Raw genomic sequence first — 23,157 nt, forward strand, 5'->3', positions numbered from 1 at the left:
CGTGCCCCGATCTCACGCTGGTCCGCCTTCCGTACTCGCGCAGTTCCTCGCGCCCCTGGGGCCTTCGGCCCAGAGGCGTGGCCAAATCCGTTTGGGCGCATAGGTGCGGGCTTGGCACAATCCTCGGCATGGGACACGTCGAGATTTCGCACCTGGAGTACTACCTGCCGGACGGGCGGGTGCTGTTCGACGACGCGTCCTTCCGGGTCGGCGAGGGCTCCGCGGTGGCGCTGGTGGGCGCGAACGGGGCCGGGAAGACCACGCTGCTGCGCATGATCGCGGGGGACACCCAGCCGCACGGCGGCTCGGTGACGGTGAGCGGCGGGCTGGGCGTGATGCGCCAGTTCGTCGGGACCACCGGGCGGGAGGACCAGCGGGAGACGCCGGGGGCGCTGCCCGCCGACGCCTCGGTGCGGGACCTGCTGGTGTCGGTGGCGCCGCCGCGGATCGCCGTCGCGGCCAAGGCGGTGGACGCCGCCGAGCTGGCGATGATGGCGCAGGACGACGAGAAGTCGCAGATGGCGTACGCGCAGGCGCTCTCGGACTGGGCCGACGCCGACGGGTACGACTACGAGACGGTCTGGGACGTCTGTACCACCGCCGCGCTGGGCATGCCCTTCGACCGGGCGCAGTTCCGCGGGCTGAACACCCTCTCCGGCGGTGAGCAGAAGCGCCTGGTGCTGGAGGCGCTGCTGCGCGGCCCCGAGGAGGTGCTGCTGCTGGACGAGCCGGACAACTACCTGGACGTGCCGGGCAAGCGCTGGCTGGAGGAGGCCATCAAGGCCACCCCGAAGACCGTCCTCTTCATCTCGCACGACCGCGAGCTGCTCTCCCGCTCGGCCGACAAGATCATCAGCGTCGAGACCGGCTTCGGTGGCGGCGGCAGCTCGGTCTGGGTGCACGGCGGGGGCTTCGACTCGTTCCACGAGGCCCGCAAGGAGCGCTTCGAGCGCTTCGAGGAGCTGGGCCGGCGCTGGGACGAGGAGCACGCCAAGCTGAAGAAGCTGGTGGTGAACCTCCGTCAGGCCGCCTCCGTCAGCCATGCGCTGGCCACCCGGTACGCGGCGGCGCAGACCCGGCTGAAGAAGTTCGAGGAGGCGGGCCGGCCGGAGGAGCCGCCGCGCGAGCAGAACATCACCATGCGGCTCAAGGGCGGCCGCACCGGTGTGCGTTCGCTCACCATCGAGCAGCTGGAGCTCACCGGTCTGATGAAGCCCTTCGACCTGGAGGTCTTCTACGGCGAGCGGGTCGGCGTGCTGGGCTCCAACGGCTCCGGCAAGTCGCACTTCCTGCGCCTGCTGGCCGGCGACGAGACGGTGAAGCACTCCGGCTCGTTCAAGCTCGGCGCCCGGGTGGTGCCGGGGCACTTCCGGCAGACCCACGCCCATCCGGAGCTGCTCGGACGGACCGTCAGGTCGATCATCGAGGAGGAGCACGCGCTCAGCCGCGGCGCCGCGATGGGGGCGCTGCGCCGGTACGAGCTGGACCGCCAGGAGGAGCAGAAGTTCGAGTCGCTCTCCGGTGGCCAGCAGGCCCGGTTGATGATCCTGAAGCTGGAGCTGGACGGCGTCACCGCGCTGCTGCTGGACGAGCCGACGGACAACCTGGACCTGGAGAGCGCCGAGGCGCTCCAGCAGGGCCTGGAGGCCTTCGAGGGCACCGTGCTGTGCGTGACCCACGACCGCTGGTTCGCCAAGACCTTCGACCGCTTCCTGGTCTTCGGCTCCGACGGCCGGGTCTACGAGTCCAAGGAGCCGGTCTGGGACGAGACCCGCGTGCAGCGGGACCGCTAGGCCGAGCGTTTTTGACCCGTACGGACCCTGCCGGTAGGCTGGGCCCTTGTTGTGCGTATTGGCTCGCTCCATCTCACGTGAGAGGTCGGTACGCCGGAGACACCAAGGCCGATGACCAGCGGCTTCCCCTTGAATTGCGTCCAAGTGGAACCGGGCTGATCCCCCGCCCAGGTGCTCCTGTCAGGACTCACTCACTGAAAAGCAGAGGCTACGACCGTGCGTACGTACAGCCCCAAGCCCGGCGACGTCCAGCGTCAGTGGCACGTCATCGACGCGCAAGACGTTGTGCTCGGCCGCCTGGCCTCCCAGGCCGCCAACCTCCTCCGGGGCAAGCACAAGGCGATCTACGCGCCGCACGTTGACACGGGTGACTTCGTCATCATCATCAACGCGGACAAGGTGCACCTGTCGGGTAACAAGAAGACCCAGAAGATGGCGTACCGCCACAGCGGTTTCCCGGGCGGTCTCCGCGCGGTCCGCTACGACGACCTCCTGGCGAACAACCCGGAGAAGGCCGTCGAGAAGGCCATCAAGGGCATGATCCCCAAGAACAGCCTGGGCCGTCAGATGCTCTCGAAGCTGAAGGTCTACTCGGGCGACCAGCACCCGCACGCTGCCCAGCAGCCGGTGCCGTTCGAGATCACCCAGGTCGCGCAGTAATTCCGGCCACCAAGCCCCCATCACTGAAAAGCTGAGGAACATCGTGGCCGAGACTGCCATCGAGAGCACCCTTGAGGTCGACTTCGACGAGAACGTCGAGGGCGACTACACCTCGGAGGAGACCTACACCTCCGAGTCCCTGGCCGGCCGCTTCGGCGAGGCCATCCCCGGCGCCGGCCTCGGCCGTCGCAAGGAGGCCATTGCCCGCGTCCGGATCGTCCCGGGCACCGGCAAGTGGAAGATCAACGGTCGCACCCTGGAGAACTACTTCCCCAACAAGGTGCACCAGCAGACCGTGAACGAGCCCTTCAAGCTCCTCGAGCTCGATGGCCGTTACGACGTCGTCGCCCGCATCGCGGGTGGCGGTGTCTCGGGTCAGGCCTACGCGCTGCGCCTCGGCGTGGCCCGCGCCCTGAACGAGGCCGACGTGGACAACAACCGCGGCGCCCTCAAGAAGGCCGGCTTCCTGACCCGTGACGCCCGCGCCGTCGAGCGCAAGAAGGCCGGTCTCAAGAAGGCCCGCAAGGCGCCGCAGTACAGCAAGCGCTAAGCATCCCCGCCGGGGGGCGTACCGTTTCGATGGTCCGCACCCCCGGGGTGTGCTTGTACGCCCCGGAGCACCCCGTGTGCTCCGGGGCGTCGTGCTTTCCGCGTTCGAGCGCCTGTGCGGGGGCTGGTGAACGCGAGAGATTCTGCCTGTCAGAATTCCGGTGCAACGGTGACGAAGGACGGAAAACGTGGGACGACTCTTCGGTACGGACGGCGTGCGCGGTGTGGCCAACGAGGGCCTGACCGCCGAACTGGCACTCGGCCTCTCGGTGGCGGCCGCGCACGTGCTCGGTGATGCGGGGGCCTTCGCCGGCCACCGCCCGGTGGCGGTCGTGGGCCGCGACCCGAGGGCGTCCGGGGAGTTCCTGGAGGCGGCGGTGATCGCCGGGCTGGCCAGCGCCGGCGTGGACGTGCTGCGGGTCGGCGTGCTGCCGACCCCCGCCGTGGCGTACCTCACCGGTGCGCTCGGGGCCGACTTCGGCGTGATGCTGTCGGCCAGCCACAACGCGATGCCCGACAACGGCATCAAGTTCCTCGCCCGCGGCGGCCACAAGCTGGACGACGCCATCGAGGACGCCATCGAGGCGCACTACCACCGCTACGGGGTCGGCACGGACGAGAACTGGAAGCGCCCGACCGGCGCGGCCGTCGGCCGGGTCCGCCAGTACACCGAGGGCTTCGACCGGTACGTGGCCCACCTGGTCGCCGTGCTGCCCAACCGCCTGGACGGCGTGAGGGTGGTCATCGACGGCGCCCACGGCGCCGCCGCCCGGGTCGCCCCCGAGGCCTTCGCCCGGGCCGGTGCCGAGGTGGTCTACACGCTCGGCGCCGAGCCGGACGGGCTCAACATCAACGACGGCGTCGGCTCCACCCACCTGGACAAGCTGCGGGTGGCGATGAAGGAGCACAGGGCCGACCTGGGCATCGCCCTGGACGGCGACGCCGACCGCTGCCTGGCCGCCGACGCGGACGGCAACGAGGTGGACGGCGACCAGATCATCGCGATCCTCGCCGTGGCCATGAAGGAGGCCGGCACCCTGCGCCGCAACACCGCGGTGGCCACCGTGATGTCCAACCTGGGCTTCAAGCTGGCGATGGAGCGCGAGGGCGTCGAGCTGGTGCAGACCGCCGTCGGCGACCGCTACGTGCTGGAGGAGATGAAGAAGCACGGCTTCGCGCTGGGCGGCGAGCAGTCCGGCCACGTGATCCTGCTGGACCACGCCACCACCGGCGACGGCACCCTCACCGGCCTGATGCTCGGTGCCCGGGTGGCCGCCACCAAGCAGCCGCTGGCCGACCTGGCCGCCGTGATGACCCGCCTGCCGCAGGTGCTGATCAACGTCAAGGGCGTGGACAAGAGCCGGGTGTCGACCAGCGCCGAGCTGATCGCCGCCGTCGCGGCCGCCGAGGCCGAGCTGGGCGCCACCGGGCGGGTGCTGCTGCGCCCCTCGGGCACCGAGCCGCTGGTGCGGGTGATGGTGGAGGCGGCCGACGAGGTGCAGTCCAAGGCCGTCGCGGAGCGGCTGGCCGAGGCCGTGCGGACGCACCTGGGCTGAGTGCCCGGAGCTGAGCAGTACTCAGGCCCCCACCTCTGGTGGGGGCCTGAGGGCGTTTCAGGGGCCGGCGCGGCTCAGAGCTTGCGGAGCAGGGCGCGGCGGACCTTGTGGTCGGCGCCCTTCTGGAGGACCAGGGTGGCCCGGCCGCGGGTGGGGAGGACGTTCTCCAGCAGGTTGGGCTTGTTGATGGTGCGCCAGACCTGGCGGCCGTACTCCATCGCCTCCTCCTCCGGGACCTCGGTGAAGCGGCGGAAGTAGGAGTTCGGGTCCTGGAAGGCGGTGTCCCGGAGCTTCTTGAAGCGGGACAGGTACCAGCGCTCGATGTCGTCGGTGCGGGCGTCCACGTAGATGGAGAAGTCGAAGTAGTCGGCCACCGCGAGGCGGGTGCGGCCGTCGGTGCCGGGCAGGGCCGGCTGGAGCACGTTGAGGCCCTCGACGATCAGGATGTCGGGGCGCTCCACGGTGAGGCGCTCGTCCGGCACGATGTCGTAGACCAGGTGCGAGTAGACCGGGGCGGTGACCCGGTCCTTGCCGGCCTTCACGTCCGCCACGAAGCGCATCAGGGCCCGGCGGTCGTAGGACTCGGGGAAGCCCTTGCGGGCCATCAGGCCCCGGCGGCGGAGCTCCTCGTTGGGGAGCAGGAAGCCGTCGGTGGTGACCAGCTCGACCCGGGGGTGTTCGGGCCAGCGGGCCAGCAGGGCCTGGAGGAGGCGGGCGGTGGTGGACTTCCCGACCGCGACCGAGCCGGCCACGCCGATCACGAACGGGGTGCGGGTGCGCTCGGTGTCCGGGGTGTCCAGGAAGGTACCGACGGCGCCGCGCAGCTCGTGGGTGGCGTGGATGTAGAGGTTCAGCAACCGGGACAGCGGCAGGTAGACGTCCCGGACCTCGTCCAGGTCGAGTGCGGTGCCCAGGCCTCGGAGCTGCTCGACCTCTTCGGCCGTCAGCGGCAGCGGGGTGCGCTCGCGCAGGGCGCTCCACTCGGCCCGGTCCAGATCCACGTACGGGGAGGGGGTGGGCGTCGCGGGAGCGCCCCTCGTACAGAGTTCGGTCAGCACGTGCTCCATTGTGGGCCGTTCCGGGGCGGGCGGGTGCTGTGGTGTCGGTCACGAGCGGCGGAGGGCCGGTCACGGGGGGCACGCATATGCTGACCTTATGTGCGGAATTGTGGCTTATGTGGGCTCTCAGGGAGCCATGGACGTGGTCGTCGAGGGCCTACGGCGACTGGAGTACCGCGGTTACGACTCGGCCGGTGTGGCGGTTCAGACACCTCGACCTGACGGACGGTGGGCCCTCGCCACCGAGAAACGGGCCGGAAAGCTGGTCAATCTGGAGAAGGCGCTCGCCGAGCGACCGCTCCCCGCCGGGACGGTCGGCATCGGTCACACCCGGTGGGCGACGCACGGCGGTCCGACGGACCTGAACGCGCATCCGCACCTGGACGACCACGGGCGGGTGGCGGTGGTGCACAACGGGATCATCGAGAACTTCGCCGAGCTGCGGGAGGAGTTGGCGGGGCGGGGGCACACCCTCAGGTCGGAGACGGACACCGAGGTGGTGGCGCATCTGTTGGGGGAGGTGTTCGCGGGGGACCTGGCGGAGGCGATGCGGGTGGTGTGCCGGCGGTTGGAGGGTGCGTTCACGCTGGTGGCGGTGCACGCGGACCAGCCGGGTGTGGTGGTGGGGGCGCGGCGGAACTCTCCGCTCGTCGTCGGCAGGGGTGCGGGGGAGAACTTCCTGGCCTCGGACGTGGCGGCGTTCATCGCGTTCACGCGGGAGGCGGTGGAGCTGGGGCAGGACCAGGTGGTGGAGCTGCGCTCTGACGGGGTGTCGGTGACGGACTTCGACGGCGCGCCGGCGGTGGTGCGGGAGTACCACGTGGACTGGGACGCCTCGGCGGCGGAGAAGGGGGGCTACGACTACTTCATGCTGAAGGAGATCGCCGAGCAGCCCAAGGCGGTGGCGGACACCCTGCTCGGGCGGATCGGCGCCCACGGGCAGCTGACGCTCGATGAGCTGCGTTTGGACGACGCGGACTTGCGGGCGGTGGAGAAGGTGGTGATCGTCGCCTGCGGGACGGCCTTCCACGCGGGGGCGATCGCCAAGTACGCGATCGAGCACTGGACGCGGGTGCCGTGCGAGGTGGAGGTCGCGAGCGAGTTCCGCTACCGGGACCCGATCCTGGACGAGCGGACGCTGGTGATCGCGATCTCCCAGTCCGGGGAGACGATGGACACCCTGATGGCGCTGCGGCACGCGCGCGAGCAGGGCGCGAAGGTGCTGGCGATCTGCAACACCAACGGCTCCACCATCCCGCGGGAATCGGACGCGGTGCTCTACACCCACGCCGGGCCGGAGGTCGCGGTCGCCTCGACCAAGGCCTTCCTCACCCAGCTGGTCGCCTGCTACCTGGTGGCGCTGTACCTCGGGCAGGTGCGCGGCACCAAGTGGGGGGACGAGATCCTCGCGGTCATCGAGGAGCTGCGGGACGCGCCGAAGCAGGTCGAGCAGGTACTGCGGACCATGGAGCCGGTGCGCGAGCTGGCCCGTTCGCTGGCGGACGCCCGGGCGGTGCTGTTCCTGGGGCGGCACGTGGGCTATCCGGTGGCGCTGGAGGGCGCGTTGAAGCTCAAGGAGCTGGCCTACATGCACGCCGAGGGCTTCGCGGCCGGCGAGCTCAAGCACGGCCCGATCGCCCTGATCGAGGAGGGCCTGCCGGTGGTCGTGGTGGCACCGTCCCCGCGCGGGCGCTCGGTGCTGCACGACAAGGTGGTCTCCAACATCCAGGAGATCCGCGCCCGCGGCGCCCGCACCATCGTGATCGCCGAGGAGGGCGACGAGGCCGTGGCCCCGTACGCGGACCACCTGATCCGCATCCCCGCCACCCCGGTCCTGCTCCAGCCGCTGGTGGCCACCGTCCCGCTCCAGGTCTTCGCCTGCGAGCTGGCCACGGCCAAGGGCCACGAGGTCGACCAGCCCCGCAACCTCGCCAAGTCCGTCACCGTCGAGTAGCCCTGACCCGGTGTCACCCCGTCGGCCCGCTCCGGCGGGGTGACACCCTTGGACGGGTCGAGAGGAGCAGAGGGTGATCGTCGGGGTCGGGATCGACGTGGCGGAGATCGCGCGGTTCGGGGCGGCGTTGGAGCGGACGCCCGGGATGGCGGAGCGGCTGTTCACGGAGGGGGAGCTGGTGCTGCCGAGCGGGGCGCGGCGGGGGGTGGCCTCGCTGGCGGCGCGGTTCGCGGCGAAGGAGGCGCTGGCCAAGGCGCTGGGGGCGCCGGGCGGGCTGCGGTGGACGGACGCCGAGGTGTCGACGGAGGCCTCGGGGCGGCCGGTGCTGACGGTGCGCGGGACGGTGGCGGCGCGGGCGGCGGAGCTCGGGGTGCGGTCGTGGCACGTGTCGCTGAGCCACGACGCGGGCGTAGCGTCGGCGGTGGTCATCGCCGAGGGGTAGCAGGAGGACGCATGCGCAGCGCTCACACGGTCGGTCAGGTCCGGGCGGCGGAGGCGGAGCTGATGGCCCGTCTGCCGGAGGGGACGCTGATGCAGCGGGCCGCGTACGGCCTGGCGGCGGTCTGCGCCCGGCTGCTGGGGCGGGTGTACGGGGCGCGGGTGCTGGTGCTCGCGGGCAGCGGGGACAACGGCGGGGACGCGCTGTACGCGGGGGCGCTGCTGGCCCGGCGCGGCGCCTCGGTGCGGGCACTGCTGCTCAGCCCCGAGCGGGTGCACGCCGGCGGACTGGCGGCGTTGCGGGCGGCCGGCGGCGTGGTGACGGCGGATCAGGGGGAGTACGCCGGGGCGGACCTGGTGCTGGACGGGATCGTCGGCATCGGCGGCCGGGGCGGGCTGCGCCCCGAGGCCTCCTGGGCGGCGACCGCCGAGCGGCGCGGGACGCTGGTCGCGGTGGACGTGCCGAGCGGGGTGGACGCGGACACCGGGGAGGTGCCGGGGGCGGCGCTGCGGGCGGACGTGACGGTCTGCTTCGGCACGTACAAGCCGGGCCTGCTGATCGACCCGGGCGCCTCGTACGCCGGGGTGGTGCACCTGGTGGAGATCGGCCTGGACCTGCCGCAGGCGCGGGTGACGGCGCTTCAGGAGGCGGACGTGGCGGCGCTGCTGCCGGTGCCCGGGACGGAGAGCGACAAGTACCGGCGGGGCGTGGTCGGGGTGGCCGCCGGTTCGGAGCAGTACCCCGGGGCCGCGGTGCTGGCGGTGGCGGGGGCGCTGCGCGGCGGGGCCGGTGCGGTGCGGTACGCCGGCTCGGCGGCGGCCGAGGTGGTGCGGCGCTTCCCGGAGGTGCTGGTGTCCGAGGGGACGCTGGCCGCGGCCGGGCGGGTGCAGGCCTGGGTGGTCGGGCCCGGCGGCGGCGCGGGGGCGGGGGAGCGGCTGGACCAGGCCCTGGCGGGCACCGTGCCGGTGGTGGTCGACGCGGACGGCCTCACCGAGCTGGCCCGGCGCGGCCCGCAGGACGGCCCGCCGCTGGTGCTCACCCCGCACACCGGGGAGGCGGCCCGGCTGCTGGCGGCGGGCGGGGAGCCGCCCGCAGCCGCGGACCTGGCGGCCACCCGGCTGCGCACCGCCCGGCGGCTGGCGGAGCGGTACGGCGCGGTGGTCCTGCTGAAGGGCTCGACGACGGTGGTCGCCACCCCGGACGGCCGAGCCCGGGTCAACCCCACCGGCACCTCCTGGCTCGCCACGGCGGGCAGCGGCGACGTGCTGGCCGGCCTGCTCGGCTCCCTCATGGCGGCCGGCCTGAGCCCCTTCGACGCGGCCTCGGTCGCGGCGTACCGGCACGGGTTGGCGGGCAGGAGGGCGGCTGCACAAGGCACACCGATCACAGCGACAGAGGTAGCCGGGGAATTGGTGATCCGTCCGGGGGCGCGAGGCTCTGCTGATGTGCGGCTCCGCCGCGGGGCGCGATTCGGAGGTACAGACCTCTAGATCGGGGCGCACGAGCCAGTTGCACGCGGAACCGAACGTTCCACCCGCCGCGTCGCAGAGGCGTATGCACAGGGGGGCCGGAGCCGTCTGGGAGACTGGTACGCGATGACGACTGCGAACACGACCGGGACGGCCCTGCTCACCGACGGGGTCCGCGCCGAGGCGACCATCGACCTGGCCGCCCTGCGCGGGAACCTCGACGCCCTGCGCGCCCGTACCAACGGCCCCGAGCTGATGGCCGTGGTCAAGGCGGACGCCTACGGCCACGGTGCGGTGCGCTGCGCCCGCGAGGCGGTCGCGGCCGGCACCCGCTGGCTGGGCACCGCCACCCCGGAGGAGGCGCTGGCGCTGCGCGCGGCCGGGATCTCGGCGGCCGAGGCCCGCATCCTCTGCTGGCTGTGGATCCCGGGCGGCCCGTGGGCAGAGGCGCTCCGGGCCGACATCGACATCTCGGTGAGCGGCCAGTGGGCGCTGGACGAGCTGCTGGCCGCCGTCCGCGAGACCGGCGTCCAGGCCCGGGTGCACCTGAAGGCCGACACGGGCCTGGGCCGCAACGGCTGCCAGCCGCACGACTGGCCGGACCTGGTGGCCGCCGCCCGCCGCGCCGAGGCCGAGGGGATGCTGAACGTCGTCGGGATCTGGTCGCACTTCGCGGCGGCCGACGAGCCCGGCCACCCCTCGATCCGGCTCCAGCAGGACGCCTTCGCCCTGGCGCTGGCGCACGCCGAGCGGGCCGGGCTGCGCCCGGAGGTGCGGCACCTGGCCAACTCCCCGGCCACCCTGCTGCTGCCCGCGTCGCACTACGACCTGGTCCGGCCGGGCCTGGCGATGTACGGGCTCTCCCCGGTGCCCGAGGTCGGCGCCCCGGCGGACTTCGGGCTGCGGCCGGTGATGGCGCTGACCGCGCGCCTGGCCCTGGTGAAGGAGGTGCCGGGCGGACACGGCGTCAGCTACGGCCACCACTACACCACTCCGGGCCCGTCCACCCTGGGCCTGGTGCCGGTCGGCTACGCGGACGGCGTCCCCCGGCACGCCAGCGGCACCGGCCCGGTGCAGGTCGGCGGCAAGTGGTACACGGTGGCCGGCCGGGTGGCGATGGACCAGTTCGTGATCGACCTCGGCGGCGACCACGCCCGGGTCGGCGACGAGGTGCTGCTGTTCGGCAACGGCGAGCACGGCGAGCCGACCGCCGAGGACTGGGGCCGGGCCTGCGGCACCCTCTCGTACGAGATCATCACCCGGATCGGCGCCCGGGTCCCGCGCCGCTACCTGGGGGCGTCGGAGTGACCGAGGCCAAGGGGGTCGGCCGGACGGCGGGACTGATCGGCATCTCGGTCGGCCTGCTGGCCGCCGGTGCGGCCGCCGGCGTCGCGGTCGAGCGGCTCACGGTCGGCCGGGCCACCCGGCGCCGGGCCCGCGAGGAGCTGGACGCCGCCGCCCCGTACGGCTCGCTGCGCGGGCGGTCGGTGCCGGTGACGGCGTCCGACGGCACCGTCCTGCACGTCGAGGTGGACGGCGACGAGAGCGCCCCGCTGACCGTGGTGTTCAGCCACGGCTACTGCCTGAGCCAGGACAGCTGGCACTTCCAGCGGGCCGCGCTGCGCGACTCGGCCCGGCTGGTCCTCTGGGACCAGCGCAGCCACGGCCGCTCCGAGCGCTCCCGCACCTACCTGGCCGGCGAGCCCGCGAGCATCGACCAGCTGGGTGAGGACCTGAAGGCGGTGCTGGACGCCGTCGTGCCCGAGGGCCCGGTGGTGCTGGTCGGGCACTCGATGGGCGGCATGACGGTGATGGCGCTGGCCGACCGGCACCCGGAACTGTTCGGCCCCCGGGTGGTGGGCGTCGCCCTGGTCGGCACGCTCGCCAGCGGCTGGGACGAGGTGACCCTCGGACTGCCCGCCTTCGGCTCCAAGCTGGTCAAGCGGATGGCGCCCGGCGTGGTGAAGCTGCTGGGCCGTCAGGCCGCGCTGGTGGAGGCCACCCGGCGGGCCGGCTCGGACCTGACCGCGGTGTTCTACCGGCGGTACTCCTTCGGCACCAAGGACGTGGACCCGGGCGTGGTCCGGTTCGCCGAACAGCTGCTGGAGGCCACCCACTTCGACGTGGTCGCCGAGTTCTACCCGGCCTTCAGCGGCATGGACAAGGTGGCCGCGCTGCGGGCGATGGCCGCACTGCCCGTCCTGGTGCTGGCCGGGACGAAGGACCTGCTCACCCCGCCCGAGTACAGCGAGGCCATCGCGGCCGAACTGCCCGGCTGCGAGCTGGTCCTGGTGCCGGAGGCCGGGCACCTGGTGATGCTGGAGCGGCCCGACCTGGTGAACCGTCAGCTGGCGGACCTGCTGGCCGCCGTAGGAGAGAAGGAGTGACCTCGGTGATCACGGTGGACACGCCGGAGCGGATGAACCGCCTCGGCAAGGCGCTGGCCGGACTGCTGCGCCCCGGCGACCTGGTGATGCTCTCGGGCGAGCTCGGTGCGGGCAAGACCACCCTCACCCGCGGCCTGGGCGAGGGCCTCGACGTGCGCGGCGCGGTCACCTCGCCGACCTTCGTGATCGCCCGGGTGCACCCGCCGCTGGGCACCGGCCCGGCCCTGGTGCACGTGGACGCGTACCGGCTCGGCGGCGGCCTGGACGAGATGGAGGACCTCGACCTCGACGTCTCGCTGCCCGAGTCGGTGGTGGTGGTCGAGTGGGGTGAGGGCAAGGTCGAGCAGTTGACGGACGACCGGCTGGAGGTCCGGATCGAACGGGCGATCGGCGCGGACGCGGTGGACGACTCCGACCCGCGGCAGGTCCGGCTCACCGGGATCGGCGAGCGCTGGGCCGGGGTCGACCTGACGGCGCTGGCCGACGTCTGACGCCTCGTGTTTGCCGACGGGCTGTCGGCAAGCGGTTGTGGGCGGGTGCGCCGGTGTGGTGGGATGACCCTGGCAGTTAGGTGTGCCTAACCAGGGAGACACATCATGACGAGCACCACGCCCACCGCTCCCCAGTCGCCCAGCCCGATGCGGGCCCTGCTCGCCGCCTGCGCGGCCGCGAGGGCGGTCTCCACACCGCCCCCGCCGCAGCCGGTCGAGCGCTGATCCTGAGGCCCGTCAGGGGATGACGACGACCTTCGTCCCGTTCGGGGCGAAGTCCCACAGGCTCTGGCCGTCCGTCCGGCTCGAACGGATGCCGCCGGTCTTGGTCTTCGGATCGGCCGACGGCGCCGCGGCGGCGGCGTCCATGGCCGCGCTGAAGCCGAACACCACGCCGTTCTGCTGGGCGAAGCGCACCACGTGCTCGATCTGGGCGCCGTCGGTGCCGGTGCCGGCCGGGGTCCGGCTGTAGACCGAGTAACTGCCCGGAGCCGGTTCGGCCGTGCCGGGAGTGACGGTGAAGGCCGTCTGCACGGGGGTCGGCTTCTTCGGGTCGACCAGCCAGACCCAGTGGGTGCCGGCCGAGTAGACGACCCGGCGGCCGGTGCCCGAACTCGCGGGCAGGGCCGGGGCCGTGACGGTCGGTGAGGCGGACGGGCTCGGTGCGGCCGAACTCACCGGAGCGGACGGCTTCGCCACCGGCGTCCGGGAGGCCGCCCCGTTCGCCTGGAACGCCAGCAGCCCGACGGCCGCCAACGCCGCCACGGTCAGACCGGCTACCACCACTCCAGGACGCGACACGTCGGCTCCCGCCAGGCTCGAGGTTTTCTGACTCGGCCATCGTGCCAGTTCCTGCGGAGCGCCACGGTCAGCACCACGCAGTGGACCCGGGGCGCGAGGAACTGCGCGAGGCGGGAGGCGCTGACCTGATCGCCGGGTACGGGGGCTCAGTTGCACGTGGCTGTCCGCGCCCGGCAGACGGGTCGGTGTCTTCCGATTCGCGCTCACGCGGCGGAGCCGCACATCAGCAGAGCCTCGCGCCCCCGGGGTGGCCACCGAGCCGCTTCGCGCCCACGCGGCGGAGCCCCGCGCCCCTGAAGAGCCGATGGCCGGGTGCCTGCGGAAGAGGCCGTAATCTTGGGGGCGTGCTGCTGCTTGCCTTCGACACCGCGACCCCTGCCGTCACCGCCGCCGTCCACGACGGGGAGCGGATCCTCGCCGAGGCCCATCAGGTGGACGCCCGACGGCACGGGGAGCTGCTGCTGCCGTCGATCGACCGGGTGCTGCGCGACGCCGGGGTGGACAAGCACGCGCTGACCGCCATCGCCGTCGGCGTCGGCCCCGGCCCGTACACCGGCCTGCGGGTCGGCCTGGTCACCGCCGCGACGCTCGGCCACGCGCTGGGCCTGCCGGTCCACGGCGTCTGCACGCTCGACGCGATCGCGCACCAGGCCGAGAACGACGGCGCCCCGTTCACGGTGGCGACCGACGCCCGCCGCAAGGAGGTCTACTGGGCCTCGTACGACGGCGACAAGCGCCGCACCGAGGGCCCGGACGTCAGCCGCCCGGCGGATCTGACGCCGCACCAGGTGTCGTTCGGCGCCGGTGCGCTGCTGTACCCCAAGACCTTCCCGGCCGCCGCCGCGCCCGAGCACGTCTCGGCGGGTGCGCTGGCCGACTTCGCCGTCAAGGAGCTGGCGGCCGGCCGCGAGCTGCTGCCGAACGTGCCGCTGTACCTGCGCCGCCCGGACGCCCAGGTCCCCGCGGGCTACAAGGCGGTGCTCCCGGCATGAGCGTGCGGCTGCGGCCGATGCGCTGGTGGGACATCGAGCCGGTGATCGCGCTGGAGCAGGAGCTCTTCCCGGAGGACGCCTGGTCGCGCGGCATGTTCTGGTCCGAGCTGGCCGACACCGGTCCGGAGGGCACCCGGCACTACACGGTGGCGGAGCTCGACGGCGCGCTGGTGGGCTACGCCGGGCTGATGGCGATCGGCGTCGAGGGCGACGTGCAGACCATCGCGGTGGCCCCGGGCCACCAGGGGGCCGGGCTGGGCGCCCGGCTGCTCACCGACCTGATCGACGAGTCGGCCCGCCGGGGCTGTACCGAGCTGCTGCTGGAGGTGCGGGTGGACAACCTCGGCGCCCAGCGGCTGTACGAGCGGCACGGCTTCGAACCCGTCGGCATCCGGCGCGGCTACTACCAGCCCGCCAACGTGGACGCGCTGGTGATGCGCCTCGACGACCCGGGTCTGGACGACCCGCGCCTCGACAACCCGAAAGAGCGGCAGCATGGCTGACGAACCGTTGGTCCTCGGCATCGAGACCTCCTGCGACGAGACCGGCGTCGGCATCGTCCGGGGCACCACCCTGCTGGCCGACGCGGTCGCCTCCAGCGTCAACGACCACGCCCGCTTCGGCGGCGTGGTGCCGGAGATCGCCAGCCGGGCACACCTGGAGGCGATGGTCCCGACCATCCAGCGCGCGCTGGACACCGCCGGGATCAAGGGCACCGACCTGGACGGCATCGCCGTCACCGCCGGGCCCGGCCTGGCCGGTGCGCTGCTGGTCGGCGTCTCCGCGGCGAAGGCCTTCGCCTGGGCGCTGGACAAGCCGCTGTACGGGGTGAACCACCTGGCCTCGCACATCTGCGTGGACCAGCTGGAGCACGGCCGGCTGCCGCAGCCCACCATGGCGCTGCTGGTCTCCGGCGGGCACTCCTCGCTGCTGCTCAGCGAGGACATCACCACCGACGTCCGCCCGCTCGGCGCGACCATCGACGACGCGGCCGGCGAGGCCTTCGACAAGGTGGCCCGGGTGCTCGGCCTGGGCTTCCCCGGCGGCCCGGTGGTGGACCGGATGGCCCGCGAGGGCGACCCGAAGGCGATCAACTTCCCGCGCGGGCTGAGCGGTCCGAAGGACCCGGAGTTCGACTTCTCGTTCTCCGGCCTGAAGACCGCGGTGGCCCGCTGGGTGGAGGCCAAGCGCCGGGCCGGCGAGGAGGTGCCGGTGGCCGACGTGGCCGCGTCCTTCCAGGAGGCGGTCACCGACGTGCTGACCCGCAAGGCCGTCAAGGCCTGCAAGGCCCAGGGCGTCGACCACCTGATGATCGGCGGCGGCGTGGCGGCCAACTCGCGGCTGCGCGAGATGGCCCAGCAGCGCTGCGACAAGGCCGGCATCGTGCTCCGGGTGCCCCGCCCGGGCCTGTGCACCGACAACGGCGCGATGGTCGCGGCGCTCGGCGCCGAGATGGTCTGGCGCAACCGTGCCCCCTCGGCCCTCGAACTCTCCGCGGACTCCTCGCTGCCCGTGACCGAGGTCTCCGTCCCGCACACCGATCTGCACGCGGCGGCGCACGAAGCGCTGCGCTGACCCCGGTAGTGTTCCTGGGAGTTCGCTGGGAGCGCACGACGACGGGGAGCACGGTGAAGAGGACGTACGGGGTGGCGGCGCTGACCCTGCTGCTGGTGGCCGGCTGCGGGAGCGGGACGACGGCGCCGTCCAGCCCCGCGCCGCCCGCTCCCAGCAGTGCCCGGCCGCAGGTGAAGGAGAGTCAGCCGGCGGTGGGCGGCAGCCCGGTGGCCTCCGCGGACGCCTGGGCCAAGTGGGGGATCAAGCCGCTGCCCGCCGCCCCGCCGGCCCCGGCCGACAAGCCGGTGAAGCTGACCGCGAGCGGCCCGGTGCCGGTCTTCTCCGAGGTGCCGACCAAGGACAAGGTCGTCTTCGTGACGATCGACGACGGGGCCGAGAAGGACCCGAAGTTCGTCGAGATGATCCGGGACCTCAAGGTGCCCGTCTCGATGTTCCTGACCAAGAACATCGTCAAGGACGACTACGGCTACTTCAAGCCGCTCCAGGAGCTGGGCAACCAGATCCACAACCACACCACGGACCACGCCCAGCTGAGCAAGGTCTCGCCGGAGAAGCAGAAGTCCGAGGTCTGCGACGCCCAGGCCGCGCTCACCCAGCAGTACGGCAAGGCCCCGCTGCTGTTCCGCCCGCCGTACGGGGACGGCGCGCACACCCCGCAGCTCAACGCCTCGGTGCAGCAGTGCGGGCCGCGCGCCATCGTGCTCTGGCGCGAGTCGATGCAGATCCACGACATGCAGTACCAGGCCGCCGACAAGAAACTGAAGCCCGGCGACATCGTGCTGGCGCACTTCCGCGGCCCGAAGGACCTCAAGGGCGAGACGATGACCGAGATGTTCGCCGAGATGCTGCGCCGGATCCAGGAGCAGGGCTTCGCGGTGGCCCGGCTGGAGGACTACATTGCGGCGCCGGCGGGCTGACCGAGCATCATGAGCGGGCCGTGGTCGGTCCGGGCGAGGATGACCGTCAGCTCGTTCGGACCGCTGGGCCTGAGCTGCTTGCGGAGCTCCTCGGGCGTGACGGAGACGCCGCGCTTCTTGATGACCACGGTGCCGACCCGGCGCTCCTTCAGCAGGGCCTTGAGCTTCTTGACGTTGTAGGGCAGCACGTCGGTGAGCTCGTAGGCGTGGGCGTAGGGGGTGCTGACCAGCCGGTCGGAGGTGACGTACGCGATCCTGGGGTCGATCAGCCGGCCCCCGACCTGCTCGGCGACCTCGGCCACCTGGTGGGCGCGGATCACCGCGCCGTCCGGCTCGTAGAGGTAGCGGCCGACCGGACCCGCCTCCGGGTCCGGGAGGTGACCGCCCGTCAGCGAGTGCGGGCCGGGGAGGAGGGTGGCCCGGTGCGGGGCGGTGGCGCCGGTGCCGAACCAGAGGACGGCCTCCTTGACCTCGCCGTGGTCCGAGACCCACTCCGCCTCGGCGCCCTCCGGCACCAGCTCGTGCGGGATGCCCGGGGCCACCTTGAGCGCCCCGTACGGGGTGCGGCGGGCCGCCTCGACCGCCCAGGACAGCGGCGGCGAGTACGCCTCCGGGTCGAACACCCGGCCCCGGGCGGTCCGGCGGGCCGGATCGGTGAAGACCGCGTCGTAGCCGGCGACGTCCACCTCGGTGACGTCGGCCTCGCGGACCTCGACGAGCTCGGTGAGGCCGAGGGCGGCGGCGTTGGCGGTGGCGACGGCGCAGGTCAGCGGGTCGCGGTCGACGGCGAGCACGTGCACCCCGGCCCGGGCGAGGGCGATCGCGTCGCCACCGATCCCGCAGCAGAGGTCCGCGAGGCGGCGCACGCCGAGGGCCGCGAAGCGGCCGGCGCGCCACTCGGCGACGCTGCGGCGGGTGGCCTGCTCGACTCCGTTGGGGGTGAAGTACATGGCGTCGGCGTCGGTGCCGAACTTCGCGCGGGCGCGCTGGCGCAGGTGCGCCTGACCGATCGCGGCGGTCACCAGCTCGGCCGGGTGCTCCTTGCGCAGCCGGGTGGCCAGCGCCAGCTCCTCGCCGGGCTTGAACTCCCGCAACTCGGCCAGCAGGGCCTGGCCCTGATCGGTCAACAGGGCCTTGAACGCGTCGATCTCCACGGGGCCATTCTCGCCGCTCCCGCAGGGTGGGCACGCCTGTGGCCCCGCAGGGGCCATCAGGGGCGCGAGGAACTGCGCGAAGCGGAAGGTGCGCGCCGGTGGCCGGGCGCGGGCGCTCACTTGCAGGTGGTTGTCCGTACCCGGCGATCAGGTCGGTGCCTTCCGTCTCGCGCAGTTCCCCGCGCCCCTGAGGGCCCCTGCGGGGCCCCGGGGCGCCGGGGCGCCACGCGCGGCGTTGGCACTCTGGTTGACTGAGTGCTAACCGCGGCCTATGGTCGTTCCTGGCACTCCCCACCGGGTGAGTGCTAACGCGATGGAGCGTGTCCGACCCCCGCGACGGCGGGCGCGTGCACATCGCCACCTACCTGTAGAACAACCCCGTAATCTCCGAAGGGGAGCTCGGACGTGACCGCCAGCAGCAAGGTTGCCATCAAGCCGCTCGAGGACCGCATCGTGGTCCAGCCGCTCGACGCCGAGACCACCACGGCCTCCGGCCTGGTTATCCCGGACACCGCCAAGGAGAAGCCCCAGGAGGGCGTCGTCCTGGCCGTCGGCCCGGGTCGCTTCGAGGATGGCCAGCGTCTTCCGCTCGATGTCGCGGTCGGCGACATCGTTCTGTACTCCAAGTACGGCGGCACCGAGGTGAAGTACCAGGGCGAGGAGTACCTCGTCCTCTCGGCCCGCGACGTTCTCGCCATCATCGAGAAGTAAGTCGTTCCAGCCCGCCCCGGTCACGTGTCGTCAGACAGCGGCCGGGGCGCGGTTGTTGGCTCCCGCAGTCAGTAGATCCCCAGAGGAAACGGAACCATGGCGAAGATCCTGCAGTTCGACGAGGACGCCCGCCGCTCGCTCGAGCGCGGTGTCAACAAGCTGGCCGACACGGTGAAGGTGACCATCGGCCCCAAGGGCCGCAACGTCGTCATCGACAAGAAGTTCGGCGCGCCGACCATCACCAACGACGGCGTCACCATCGCCCGTGAGGTCGAGCTGGACGACCCGTACGAGAACCTCGGCGCCCAGCTGGTCAAGGAGGTGGCCACCAAGACCAACGACGTCGCGGGTGACGGCACCACCACCGCCACCGTGCTGGCCCAGGCCCTGGTCAACGAGGGTCTGCGCAACGTCGCCGCCGGCGCCGGCCCGGCCGCCCTGAAGAAGGGCATCGACAAGGCCGTCGCCGCCGTCTCCGAGCACCTGCTCTCCATCGCCCGCGAGATCGAGGGCAAGGAGGACGTGGCCGCCGTCGCGTCCCTGTCCGCCCAGGACCAGCAGGTCGGCGACCTGATCGCCGAGGCGATCGACAAGGTCGGCAAGGACGGCGTCATCACCGTCGAGGAGTCGAACACCTTCGGCGTGGAGCTGGACTTCACCGAGGGCATGCAGTTCGACAAGGGCTACCTGTCGCCGTACTTCGTCACCGACGCGGAGCGTCAGGAGGCGGTCCTCGAGGACCCGTACATCCTGATCAACCAGGGCAAGATCTCCTCCATCCAGGAGCTGCTCCCGCTGCTGGAGAAGATCCTTCAGGGCGGTGCCTCCAAGCCGCTGCTGATCATCGCCGAGGACGTGGACGGCGAGGCGCTCTCCACCCTGGTCGTCAACAAGATCCGCGGCACCTTCAACGCCGTCGCGGTGAAGGCCCCCGGCTTCGGCGACCGCCGCAAGGCGATCCTCGGCGACCTGGCCACCCTGACCGGTGCCACCGTCATCTCCGAGGAGGTCGGCCTCAAGCTCGACCAGGCCGGTCTGGACGTGCTGGGCACCGCCCGCCGCGTCACCATCACCAAGGACGACACCACGGTCGTCGACGGCGCCGGTGACTCGGACGCCGTCGCGGGCCGCGTCGCCCAGATCAAGGCCGAGATCGCCAACACCGACTCGGACTGGGACCGCGAGAAGCTGCAGGAGCGCCTGGCCAAGCTGGCCGGCGGCGTCTGCGTGATCAAGGTCGGCGCTGCCACCGAGGTCGAGCTCAAGGAGCGCAAGCACCGTCTGGAGGACGCCATCTCCGCGACCCGCGCCGCGGTCGAGGAGGGCATCGTCGCCGGTGGTGGCGCCTCGCTGGTGCACGCCGCCAAGGTCCTGGAGGACGGCCTCGGCCTCTCCGGCGACGAGGCGACCGGTGTCGCCGTCGTCCGCAAGGCGCTCGCCGAGCCGCTGCGCTGGATCGCCCAGAACGCCGGCCTCGAGGGCTACGTCATCACCTCGAAGGTCGCCGAGCTGGAGGCCGGCCAGGGCTACAACGCCGCCACCGGCGAGTACGGCGACCTGGTGAAGGCCGGCGTCATCGACCCGGTCAAGGTCACCCGTTCCGCCCTGGAGAACGCCGCCTCCATCGCCTCGCTGCTCCTCACCACCGAGACCCTCGTGGTGGAGAAGCCGGCCGACGAGGAGCCGGCCGGCCACAGCCACGGCGGCCACGGCCACTCCCACTGACGCACCGTCAGCCCGACCGGAGGCCCGGTTCCCCTGCGGGGGAGCCGGGCCTCCGGCGTTCTTCCCGGGCCGCCCGGGCCGCCCGGAGGGCGGTCAGGGGCGCGGGGAACTGCGCGCGGGGGAACGGCAGCGCGTGCAACTGGCTCGCGTGCCCCGATCTCACGCCGGTCCGCCTTCCGGTTCGCGCAGTTCCTCGCGCCCCTGGGTCGCTGCCCTGCCGGGCCCACGTTGCGAGCTGCGCGGTTGGGTGTTTGCCCAAAGGATCGCTTATAACGGAGTCATGATCGAGGCCCGCCACCTGCGCGTCCTGCGCGCCGTCGCCCGCACCGGTTCGTTCTCCGCGGCCGCCAGGGAGCTCGGCTGCACGCAGCCGGCCGTCAGCCAGCAGATGAAGGCGCTGGAGAAGTCGGTGGACACCCCGTTGGTGGTGCGCTCCGGCAAGGGGATGCAGCTGAGCGAGGCCGGCCAGGTGCTGCTGAAGCACGCGAACGGGATCCTCTCGGGCCTGTCGGCCGCCGAGGAGGAGGTCGCCGCGATCGCCGGGCTGCGGGCCGGGCGGGTGCGGCTGGTGTCGTTCCCGACCGCGAGTTCCACCCTGGTGCCGCCCGCCGTCGCCCGTCTGCGGGGCGCCCGTCCGGGGGTGCGCGTGTCGTTGGTGGAGGCGGAGCCGCCGGAGTCGCTGGCGATGCTGCGCGGGGGCGAGTGCGAGGTGGCGCTGGCGTTCCGGTACCCGGACTCGCAGGGGGTGACCACGGTGCCGGCGCCGCACGTGACGGCGCGTCAGGCGCGGGCCGAGGCGACCCTGGAGGCGGCCGCCAGCCAGGCGGCGAGCGACTGGTCGGACCTGGTGGTGCGGCCGCTGCTGGACGACCCGCTGGTGGGCCTGCTCCCGGCCGGGCACCCGCTGGCGGACCGGGACGAGAGCAGGCCGGTGGAGCTGGTGGAGCTGGCGGGGGAGCAGTGGATCGCCGGCTGCCCGCAGTGCCGGGGGCACCTGGTGGGGCTCTGTGCGGACGCGGGCTTCGAGCCGCTGATCGACTTCGCCACCGACGACTACCCGGCGGTGGTCGGTCTGGTGGCGGCCGGGCTCGGGGTCGCGGTGCTGCCGGGGCTGGCGCTGGAGGCGGCCCGGCACGAGGGCGTCGCGGCGGTGCCGGTGCGGGCCGCCTCGGGAGCCCCGGCGGTGCGTCAGGTGGTCGCGCTGACGCTGCCGGACCTGGCCGGGGTGCCGGCCGTCGCGCTCATGCTGGACCAGCTGGCCGGGGCGGCCGCCGCGCGCTGAAGGCGTGGTGCCGTGGAGGACCCGGGCGGAAAAACGTTTCTGCGGTTACGGCGAAGGAGTGACGCGCCGTCAGCGCCTGATGGTGGCGGGCATGGTGAGCGGCACCTCGACCAGCCGGTTGCGCGAACGACCCATCAGTTCCTCGCGCTCGTCCTCGGTCAGGCCGCCCCAGACGCCGTAGGGCTCGCGGACCGCCATCGCGTGCGCCGCGCACTGGGCCCGTACCGGGCAGCGCATGCAGACCTCCTTGGCGCTGGCCTCGCGCGAGCTGCGGGCCGCTCCGCGCTCGCCCTCCGGGTGGAAGAAGAGCGAGCTGTCCACGCCGCGGCAGGCGGCGGAGAGCTGCCAGTCCCAGAGGTCCGCGTTCGGGCCGGGGAGGCGGGAGAAGTCGGCCATGGCACTTGTTCCCTTCATGGACTGCTGGCGAGGGTCTCGGTCCGTCCGGCGAGCTTGCTCTGAGCCGATATGGACACCTGGAAATATGACTTACGGCAACCACTGGGACAAGTCACTCACAGCGGTGCACAACAGTCAATGACCCCACAGAAGCTATAAAAACGGACAAATGGGGGCATGAGGTTTGGCGTGTGTCGGCGTGCCGATCGGGTGGCTCCGGGCGCGCGGAAGGTCGTTCGTCGGCGCCGGTGGTGCGCGGCAAGCGCGTGAGCAGCACGAAAGTGCGGCGTGTGCACCGCGATGCGGCTGATCGGTAACGGGTCGGCCACGTACAGTGGTGGAGATGGCCCTGAAGGCCGTAACTCATTCGAGTGACGGTCGTTGGAAGTGCGGAGGCGGTTAGCGGGCGCTGGGCGCCGGGAACGATCGCGGGAGACCGCGAGCGACCGGAGTCCCTCGCCATTCGGCCGTGTCGGAGAGATTCGTACCAGCCAGGAGGCTCAACGTGACGCGGATCAGCTGCGGAGGACGACGGTCATGACATCCGTACTCGTCTGCGACGATTCCCCGCTCGCCCGGGAGGCGCTTCGCCGCGCGGTGGCGACGGTGCCCGGGGTGGACCGGGTGACCACGGCGACGAACGGTGAGGAGGTCCTCCGCCGCTGGGTGGCCGACCGCTCCGATCTCGTCCTGATGGATGTCCGGATGCCCGGCCTGGGCGGGGTGGAGACGGTCCGCCGGCTGCTCTCGGCCGACCCGGGCGCGCGCATCATCATGCTCACCGTGGCCGAGGACCTGGACGGGGTCGCGCTCGCGGTCGCCGCCGGGGCCCGCGGCTACCTGCACAAGGACGCCTCGCGCGCCGAGCTGCGGGCCACCGTCACCCAGGCGCTGGCCGACCCGACCTGGCGGCTGGCCCCGCGCCGGCTGCGCAGCCCGGACATGGGCGCCGCACCGACCCTGACGGCCCGTGAGATCCAGGTCCTGGAGGGCATGAGCCACGGGCGGAGCAACGCGGAGATCGGCCGCGAGCTCTTCCTCTCCGAGGACACCGTGAAGACGCACGCCAGGCGCCTGTTCAAGAAGCTCGGCGCCTCGGACCGCGCGCACGCGGTGGCGCTCGGCTTCCGCTGGGGCCTGGTCCGCTGACCGGCCCGCACCGGTCACCGCTCGCTCAGACGTATGACGTCACGGTCCCGAGGCTGCACCATGGAGCAGTGGAGCACCTCGGGGACCAGCGGGCGGAGG

The 23,157-nt window shown here is 72.6% G+C and carries 22 protein-coding genes; 18 read left to right on the plus strand and 4 right to left on the minus strand.

Annotated elements, in window-relative coordinates:
* The first annotated feature begins 128 nt into the window (after positions 1–128).
* The 4 genes from ACWEPF_RS19915 (at position 129) to glmM (ending at position 4,558) form a co-directional block, all read left to right on the plus strand.
* Positions 129–1,793 (plus strand): ABC-F family ATP-binding cassette domain-containing protein, encoded by a 1,665-nt coding sequence (locus tag ACWEPF_RS19915; protein WP_345286193.1) that lies wholly within the window; start codon positions 129–131, stop codon positions 1,791–1,793.
* A gap of 216 nt (positions 1,794–2,009) precedes the next feature.
* Positions 2,010–2,453, plus strand: coding sequence for a 50S ribosomal protein L13 (rplM, locus tag ACWEPF_RS19920; RefSeq protein WP_345286191.1), 444 nt, complete (start codon positions 2,010–2,012; stop codon positions 2,451–2,453).
* A gap of 43 nt (positions 2,454–2,496) precedes the next feature.
* Positions 2,497–3,003 carry a 30S ribosomal protein S9 gene (gene rpsI, locus ACWEPF_RS19925; protein ID WP_345286189.1) on the plus strand — a complete coding sequence of 169 codons (507 nt, stop codon included), beginning with the start codon at positions 2,497–2,499 and terminating at the stop codon, positions 3,001–3,003.
* 187 nt (positions 3,004–3,190) lie between these two features.
* Entirely contained in the window at positions 3,191–4,558 is a 1,368-nt protein-coding gene (glmM, locus tag ACWEPF_RS19930; protein WP_452173607.1) for a phosphoglucosamine mutase, read from the plus strand.
* 74 nt (positions 4,559–4,632) lie between these two features.
* Here the strand turns inward: glmM and coaA are convergent, their stop codons facing one another.
* The gene (gene coaA, locus ACWEPF_RS19935) at positions 4,633–5,625 is read right to left on the minus strand and encodes a type I pantothenate kinase (RefSeq protein ID WP_396296766.1); all 993 of its coding nucleotides are present in this window, start codon (positions 5,623–5,625) and stop codon (positions 4,633–4,635) included.
* A gap of 88 nt (positions 5,626–5,713) precedes the next feature.
* Between coaA and glmS the strand changes: the two genes are divergently transcribed.
* From glmS to tsaE, 6 genes are all read left to right on the plus strand, one after another.
* On the plus strand, positions 5,714–7,570 hold the full coding sequence (gene glmS / locus ACWEPF_RS19940) for a glutamine--fructose-6-phosphate transaminase (isomerizing) (protein ID WP_452173608.1): 1,857 nt from the start codon (positions 5,714–5,716) through the stop codon (positions 7,568–7,570).
* A gap of 73 nt (positions 7,571–7,643) precedes the next feature.
* Positions 7,644–8,012, plus strand: a complete 369-nt coding sequence (locus ACWEPF_RS19945; RefSeq protein ID WP_345286185.1) for a holo-ACP synthase — start codon at positions 7,644–7,646, stop codon at positions 8,010–8,012.
* 11 nt (positions 8,013–8,023) lie between these two features.
* The gene (locus ACWEPF_RS19950; RefSeq protein ID WP_452173609.1) at positions 8,024–9,499 is read left to right on the plus strand and encodes an NAD(P)H-hydrate dehydratase; all 1,476 of its coding nucleotides are present in this window, start codon (positions 8,024–8,026) and stop codon (positions 9,497–9,499) included.
* Positions 9,500–9,604: 105 nt separating this feature from the next.
* On the plus strand, positions 9,605–10,786 hold the full coding sequence (alr, locus tag ACWEPF_RS19955; RefSeq protein WP_452173610.1) for an alanine racemase: 1,182 nt from the start codon (positions 9,605–9,607) through the stop codon (positions 10,784–10,786).
* Positions 10,783–11,865 carry an alpha/beta fold hydrolase gene (locus ACWEPF_RS19960; RefSeq protein WP_345286180.1) on the plus strand — a complete coding sequence of 361 codons (1,083 nt, stop codon included), beginning with the start codon at positions 10,783–10,785 and terminating at the stop codon, positions 11,863–11,865. Before alr ends, ACWEPF_RS19960 begins: the two co-directional genes overlap by 4 nt.
* A 32-nt stretch (positions 11,866–11,897) precedes the next feature.
* Positions 11,898–12,356 (plus strand): tRNA (adenosine(37)-N6)-threonylcarbamoyltransferase complex ATPase subunit type 1 TsaE, encoded by a 459-nt coding sequence (tsaE, locus tag ACWEPF_RS19965; protein ID WP_452173624.1) that lies wholly within the window; start codon positions 11,898–11,900, stop codon positions 12,354–12,356.
* 237 nt (positions 12,357–12,593) lie between these two features.
* Here tsaE and ACWEPF_RS19970 read toward each other — a convergent pair whose 3' ends face one another.
* Positions 12,594–13,157 (minus strand): hypothetical protein, encoded by a 564-nt coding sequence (locus ACWEPF_RS19970; RefSeq protein WP_345286178.1) that lies wholly within the window; start codon positions 13,155–13,157, stop codon positions 12,594–12,596.
* A gap of 344 nt (positions 13,158–13,501) precedes the next feature.
* Between ACWEPF_RS19970 and tsaB the strand changes: the two genes are divergently transcribed.
* The 4 genes from tsaB to ACWEPF_RS19990 are packed head-to-tail and all read left to right on the plus strand — an operon-like array spanning position 13,502 to position 16,641.
* Positions 13,502–14,149: a tRNA (adenosine(37)-N6)-threonylcarbamoyltransferase complex dimerization subunit type 1 TsaB gene (gene tsaB, locus ACWEPF_RS19975; RefSeq protein WP_452173611.1), complete on the plus strand. Its 648-nt coding sequence runs from the start codon at positions 13,502–13,504 to the stop codon at positions 14,147–14,149.
* The gene (gene rimI, locus ACWEPF_RS19980; protein ID WP_345286174.1) at positions 14,146–14,652 is read left to right on the plus strand and encodes a ribosomal protein S18-alanine N-acetyltransferase; all 507 of its coding nucleotides are present in this window, start codon (positions 14,146–14,148) and stop codon (positions 14,650–14,652) included. The genes tsaB and rimI overlap by 4 nt, the downstream gene beginning before the upstream one ends.
* Positions 14,645–15,724: a tRNA (adenosine(37)-N6)-threonylcarbamoyltransferase complex transferase subunit TsaD gene (gene tsaD / locus ACWEPF_RS19985; RefSeq protein ID WP_345286172.1), complete on the plus strand. Its 1,080-nt coding sequence runs from the start codon at positions 14,645–14,647 to the stop codon at positions 15,722–15,724. Before rimI ends, tsaD begins: the two co-directional genes overlap by 8 nt.
* Positions 15,725–15,777: 53 nt before the next feature.
* Positions 15,778–16,641, plus strand: a complete 864-nt coding sequence (locus tag ACWEPF_RS19990) for a polysaccharide deacetylase family protein (RefSeq protein WP_452173612.1) — start codon at positions 15,778–15,780, stop codon at positions 16,639–16,641.
* On the opposite strand, the gene ACWEPF_RS19995 is transcribed toward ACWEPF_RS19990, so the two are convergent.
* Positions 16,617–17,795, minus strand: coding sequence for a class I SAM-dependent methyltransferase (locus ACWEPF_RS19995; protein WP_452173613.1), 1,179 nt, complete (start codon positions 17,793–17,795; stop codon positions 16,617–16,619). The genes ACWEPF_RS19990 and ACWEPF_RS19995 overlap by 25 nt on opposite strands.
* A 405-nt stretch (positions 17,796–18,200) precedes the next feature.
* Here ACWEPF_RS19995 and groES point away from each other — a divergent pair, with 405 nt between their 5' ends.
* The 3 genes from groES to ACWEPF_RS20010 all read left to right on the plus strand — a co-directional run bounded on the left by groES (position 18,201) and on the right by ACWEPF_RS20010 (position 21,513).
* Positions 18,201–18,506 carry a co-chaperone GroES gene (gene groES, locus ACWEPF_RS20000; RefSeq protein ID WP_057231242.1) on the plus strand — a complete coding sequence of 102 codons (306 nt, stop codon included), beginning with the start codon at positions 18,201–18,203 and terminating at the stop codon, positions 18,504–18,506.
* A 96-nt stretch (positions 18,507–18,602) separates the two neighbouring features.
* Positions 18,603–20,231, plus strand: a complete 1,629-nt coding sequence (groL, locus tag ACWEPF_RS20005) for a chaperonin GroEL (RefSeq protein ID WP_345286165.1) — start codon at positions 18,603–18,605, stop codon at positions 20,229–20,231.
* 280 nt (positions 20,232–20,511) lie between these two features.
* Entirely contained in the window at positions 20,512–21,513 is a 1,002-nt protein-coding gene (locus ACWEPF_RS20010; RefSeq protein ID WP_345286163.1) for a LysR family transcriptional regulator, read from the plus strand.
* 69 nt (positions 21,514–21,582) lie between these two features.
* On the opposite strand, the gene ACWEPF_RS20015 is transcribed toward ACWEPF_RS20010, so the two are convergent.
* Positions 21,583–21,909 carry a WhiB family transcriptional regulator gene (locus ACWEPF_RS20015; protein ID WP_345286160.1) on the minus strand — a complete coding sequence of 109 codons (327 nt, stop codon included), beginning with the start codon at positions 21,907–21,909 and terminating at the stop codon, positions 21,583–21,585.
* Positions 21,910–22,446: 537 nt separating this feature from the next.
* Here ACWEPF_RS20015 and ACWEPF_RS20020 point away from each other — a divergent pair.
* Positions 22,447–23,058: a response regulator transcription factor gene (locus ACWEPF_RS20020; protein ID WP_014136228.1), complete on the plus strand. Its 612-nt coding sequence runs from the start codon at positions 22,447–22,449 to the stop codon at positions 23,056–23,058.
* The last annotated feature ends 99 nt before the right edge of the window (positions 23,059–23,157 follow it).

The sequence above is a fragment of the Kitasatospora sp. NPDC004289 genome, from assembly GCF_053602875.1.

Coding starts and splice junctions, on each gene's coding strand:
- alr (WP_452173610.1), top strand. CDS start 9,605: ATGACGACTGCGAACACGACCGGGACGGCCCTGCTCACCGACGGGGTC.
- ACWEPF_RS20015 (WP_345286160.1), bottom strand. CDS start 21,909: ATGGCCGACTTCTCCCGCCTCCCCGGCCCGAACGCGGACCTCTGGGAC.
- groL (WP_345286165.1), top strand. CDS start 18,603: ATGGCGAAGATCCTGCAGTTCGACGAGGACGCCCGCCGCTCGCTCGAG.
- tsaE (WP_452173624.1), top strand. CDS start 11,898: ATGAACCGCCTCGGCAAGGCGCTGGCCGGACTGCTGCGCCCCGGCGAC.
- coaA (WP_396296766.1), bottom strand. CDS start 5,625: ATGGAGCACGTGCTGACCGAACTCTGTACGAGGGGCGCTCCCGCGACG.
- rimI (WP_345286174.1), top strand. CDS start 14,146: ATGAGCGTGCGGCTGCGGCCGATGCGCTGGTGGGACATCGAGCCGGTG.
- glmS (WP_452173608.1), top strand. CDS start 5,714: ATGTGCGGAATTGTGGCTTATGTGGGCTCTCAGGGAGCCATGGACGTG.
- ACWEPF_RS19915 (WP_345286193.1), top strand. CDS start 129: ATGGGACACGTCGAGATTTCGCACCTGGAGTACTACCTGCCGGACGGG.
- ACWEPF_RS19950 (WP_452173609.1), top strand. CDS start 8,024: ATGCGCAGCGCTCACACGGTCGGTCAGGTCCGGGCGGCGGAGGCGGAG.
- ACWEPF_RS20020 (WP_014136228.1), top strand. CDS start 22,447: ATGACATCCGTACTCGTCTGCGACGATTCCCCGCTCGCCCGGGAGGCG.
- ACWEPF_RS20010 (WP_345286163.1), top strand. CDS start 20,512: ATGATCGAGGCCCGCCACCTGCGCGTCCTGCGCGCCGTCGCCCGCACC.
- tsaD (WP_345286172.1), top strand. CDS start 14,645: ATGGCTGACGAACCGTTGGTCCTCGGCATCGAGACCTCCTGCGACGAG.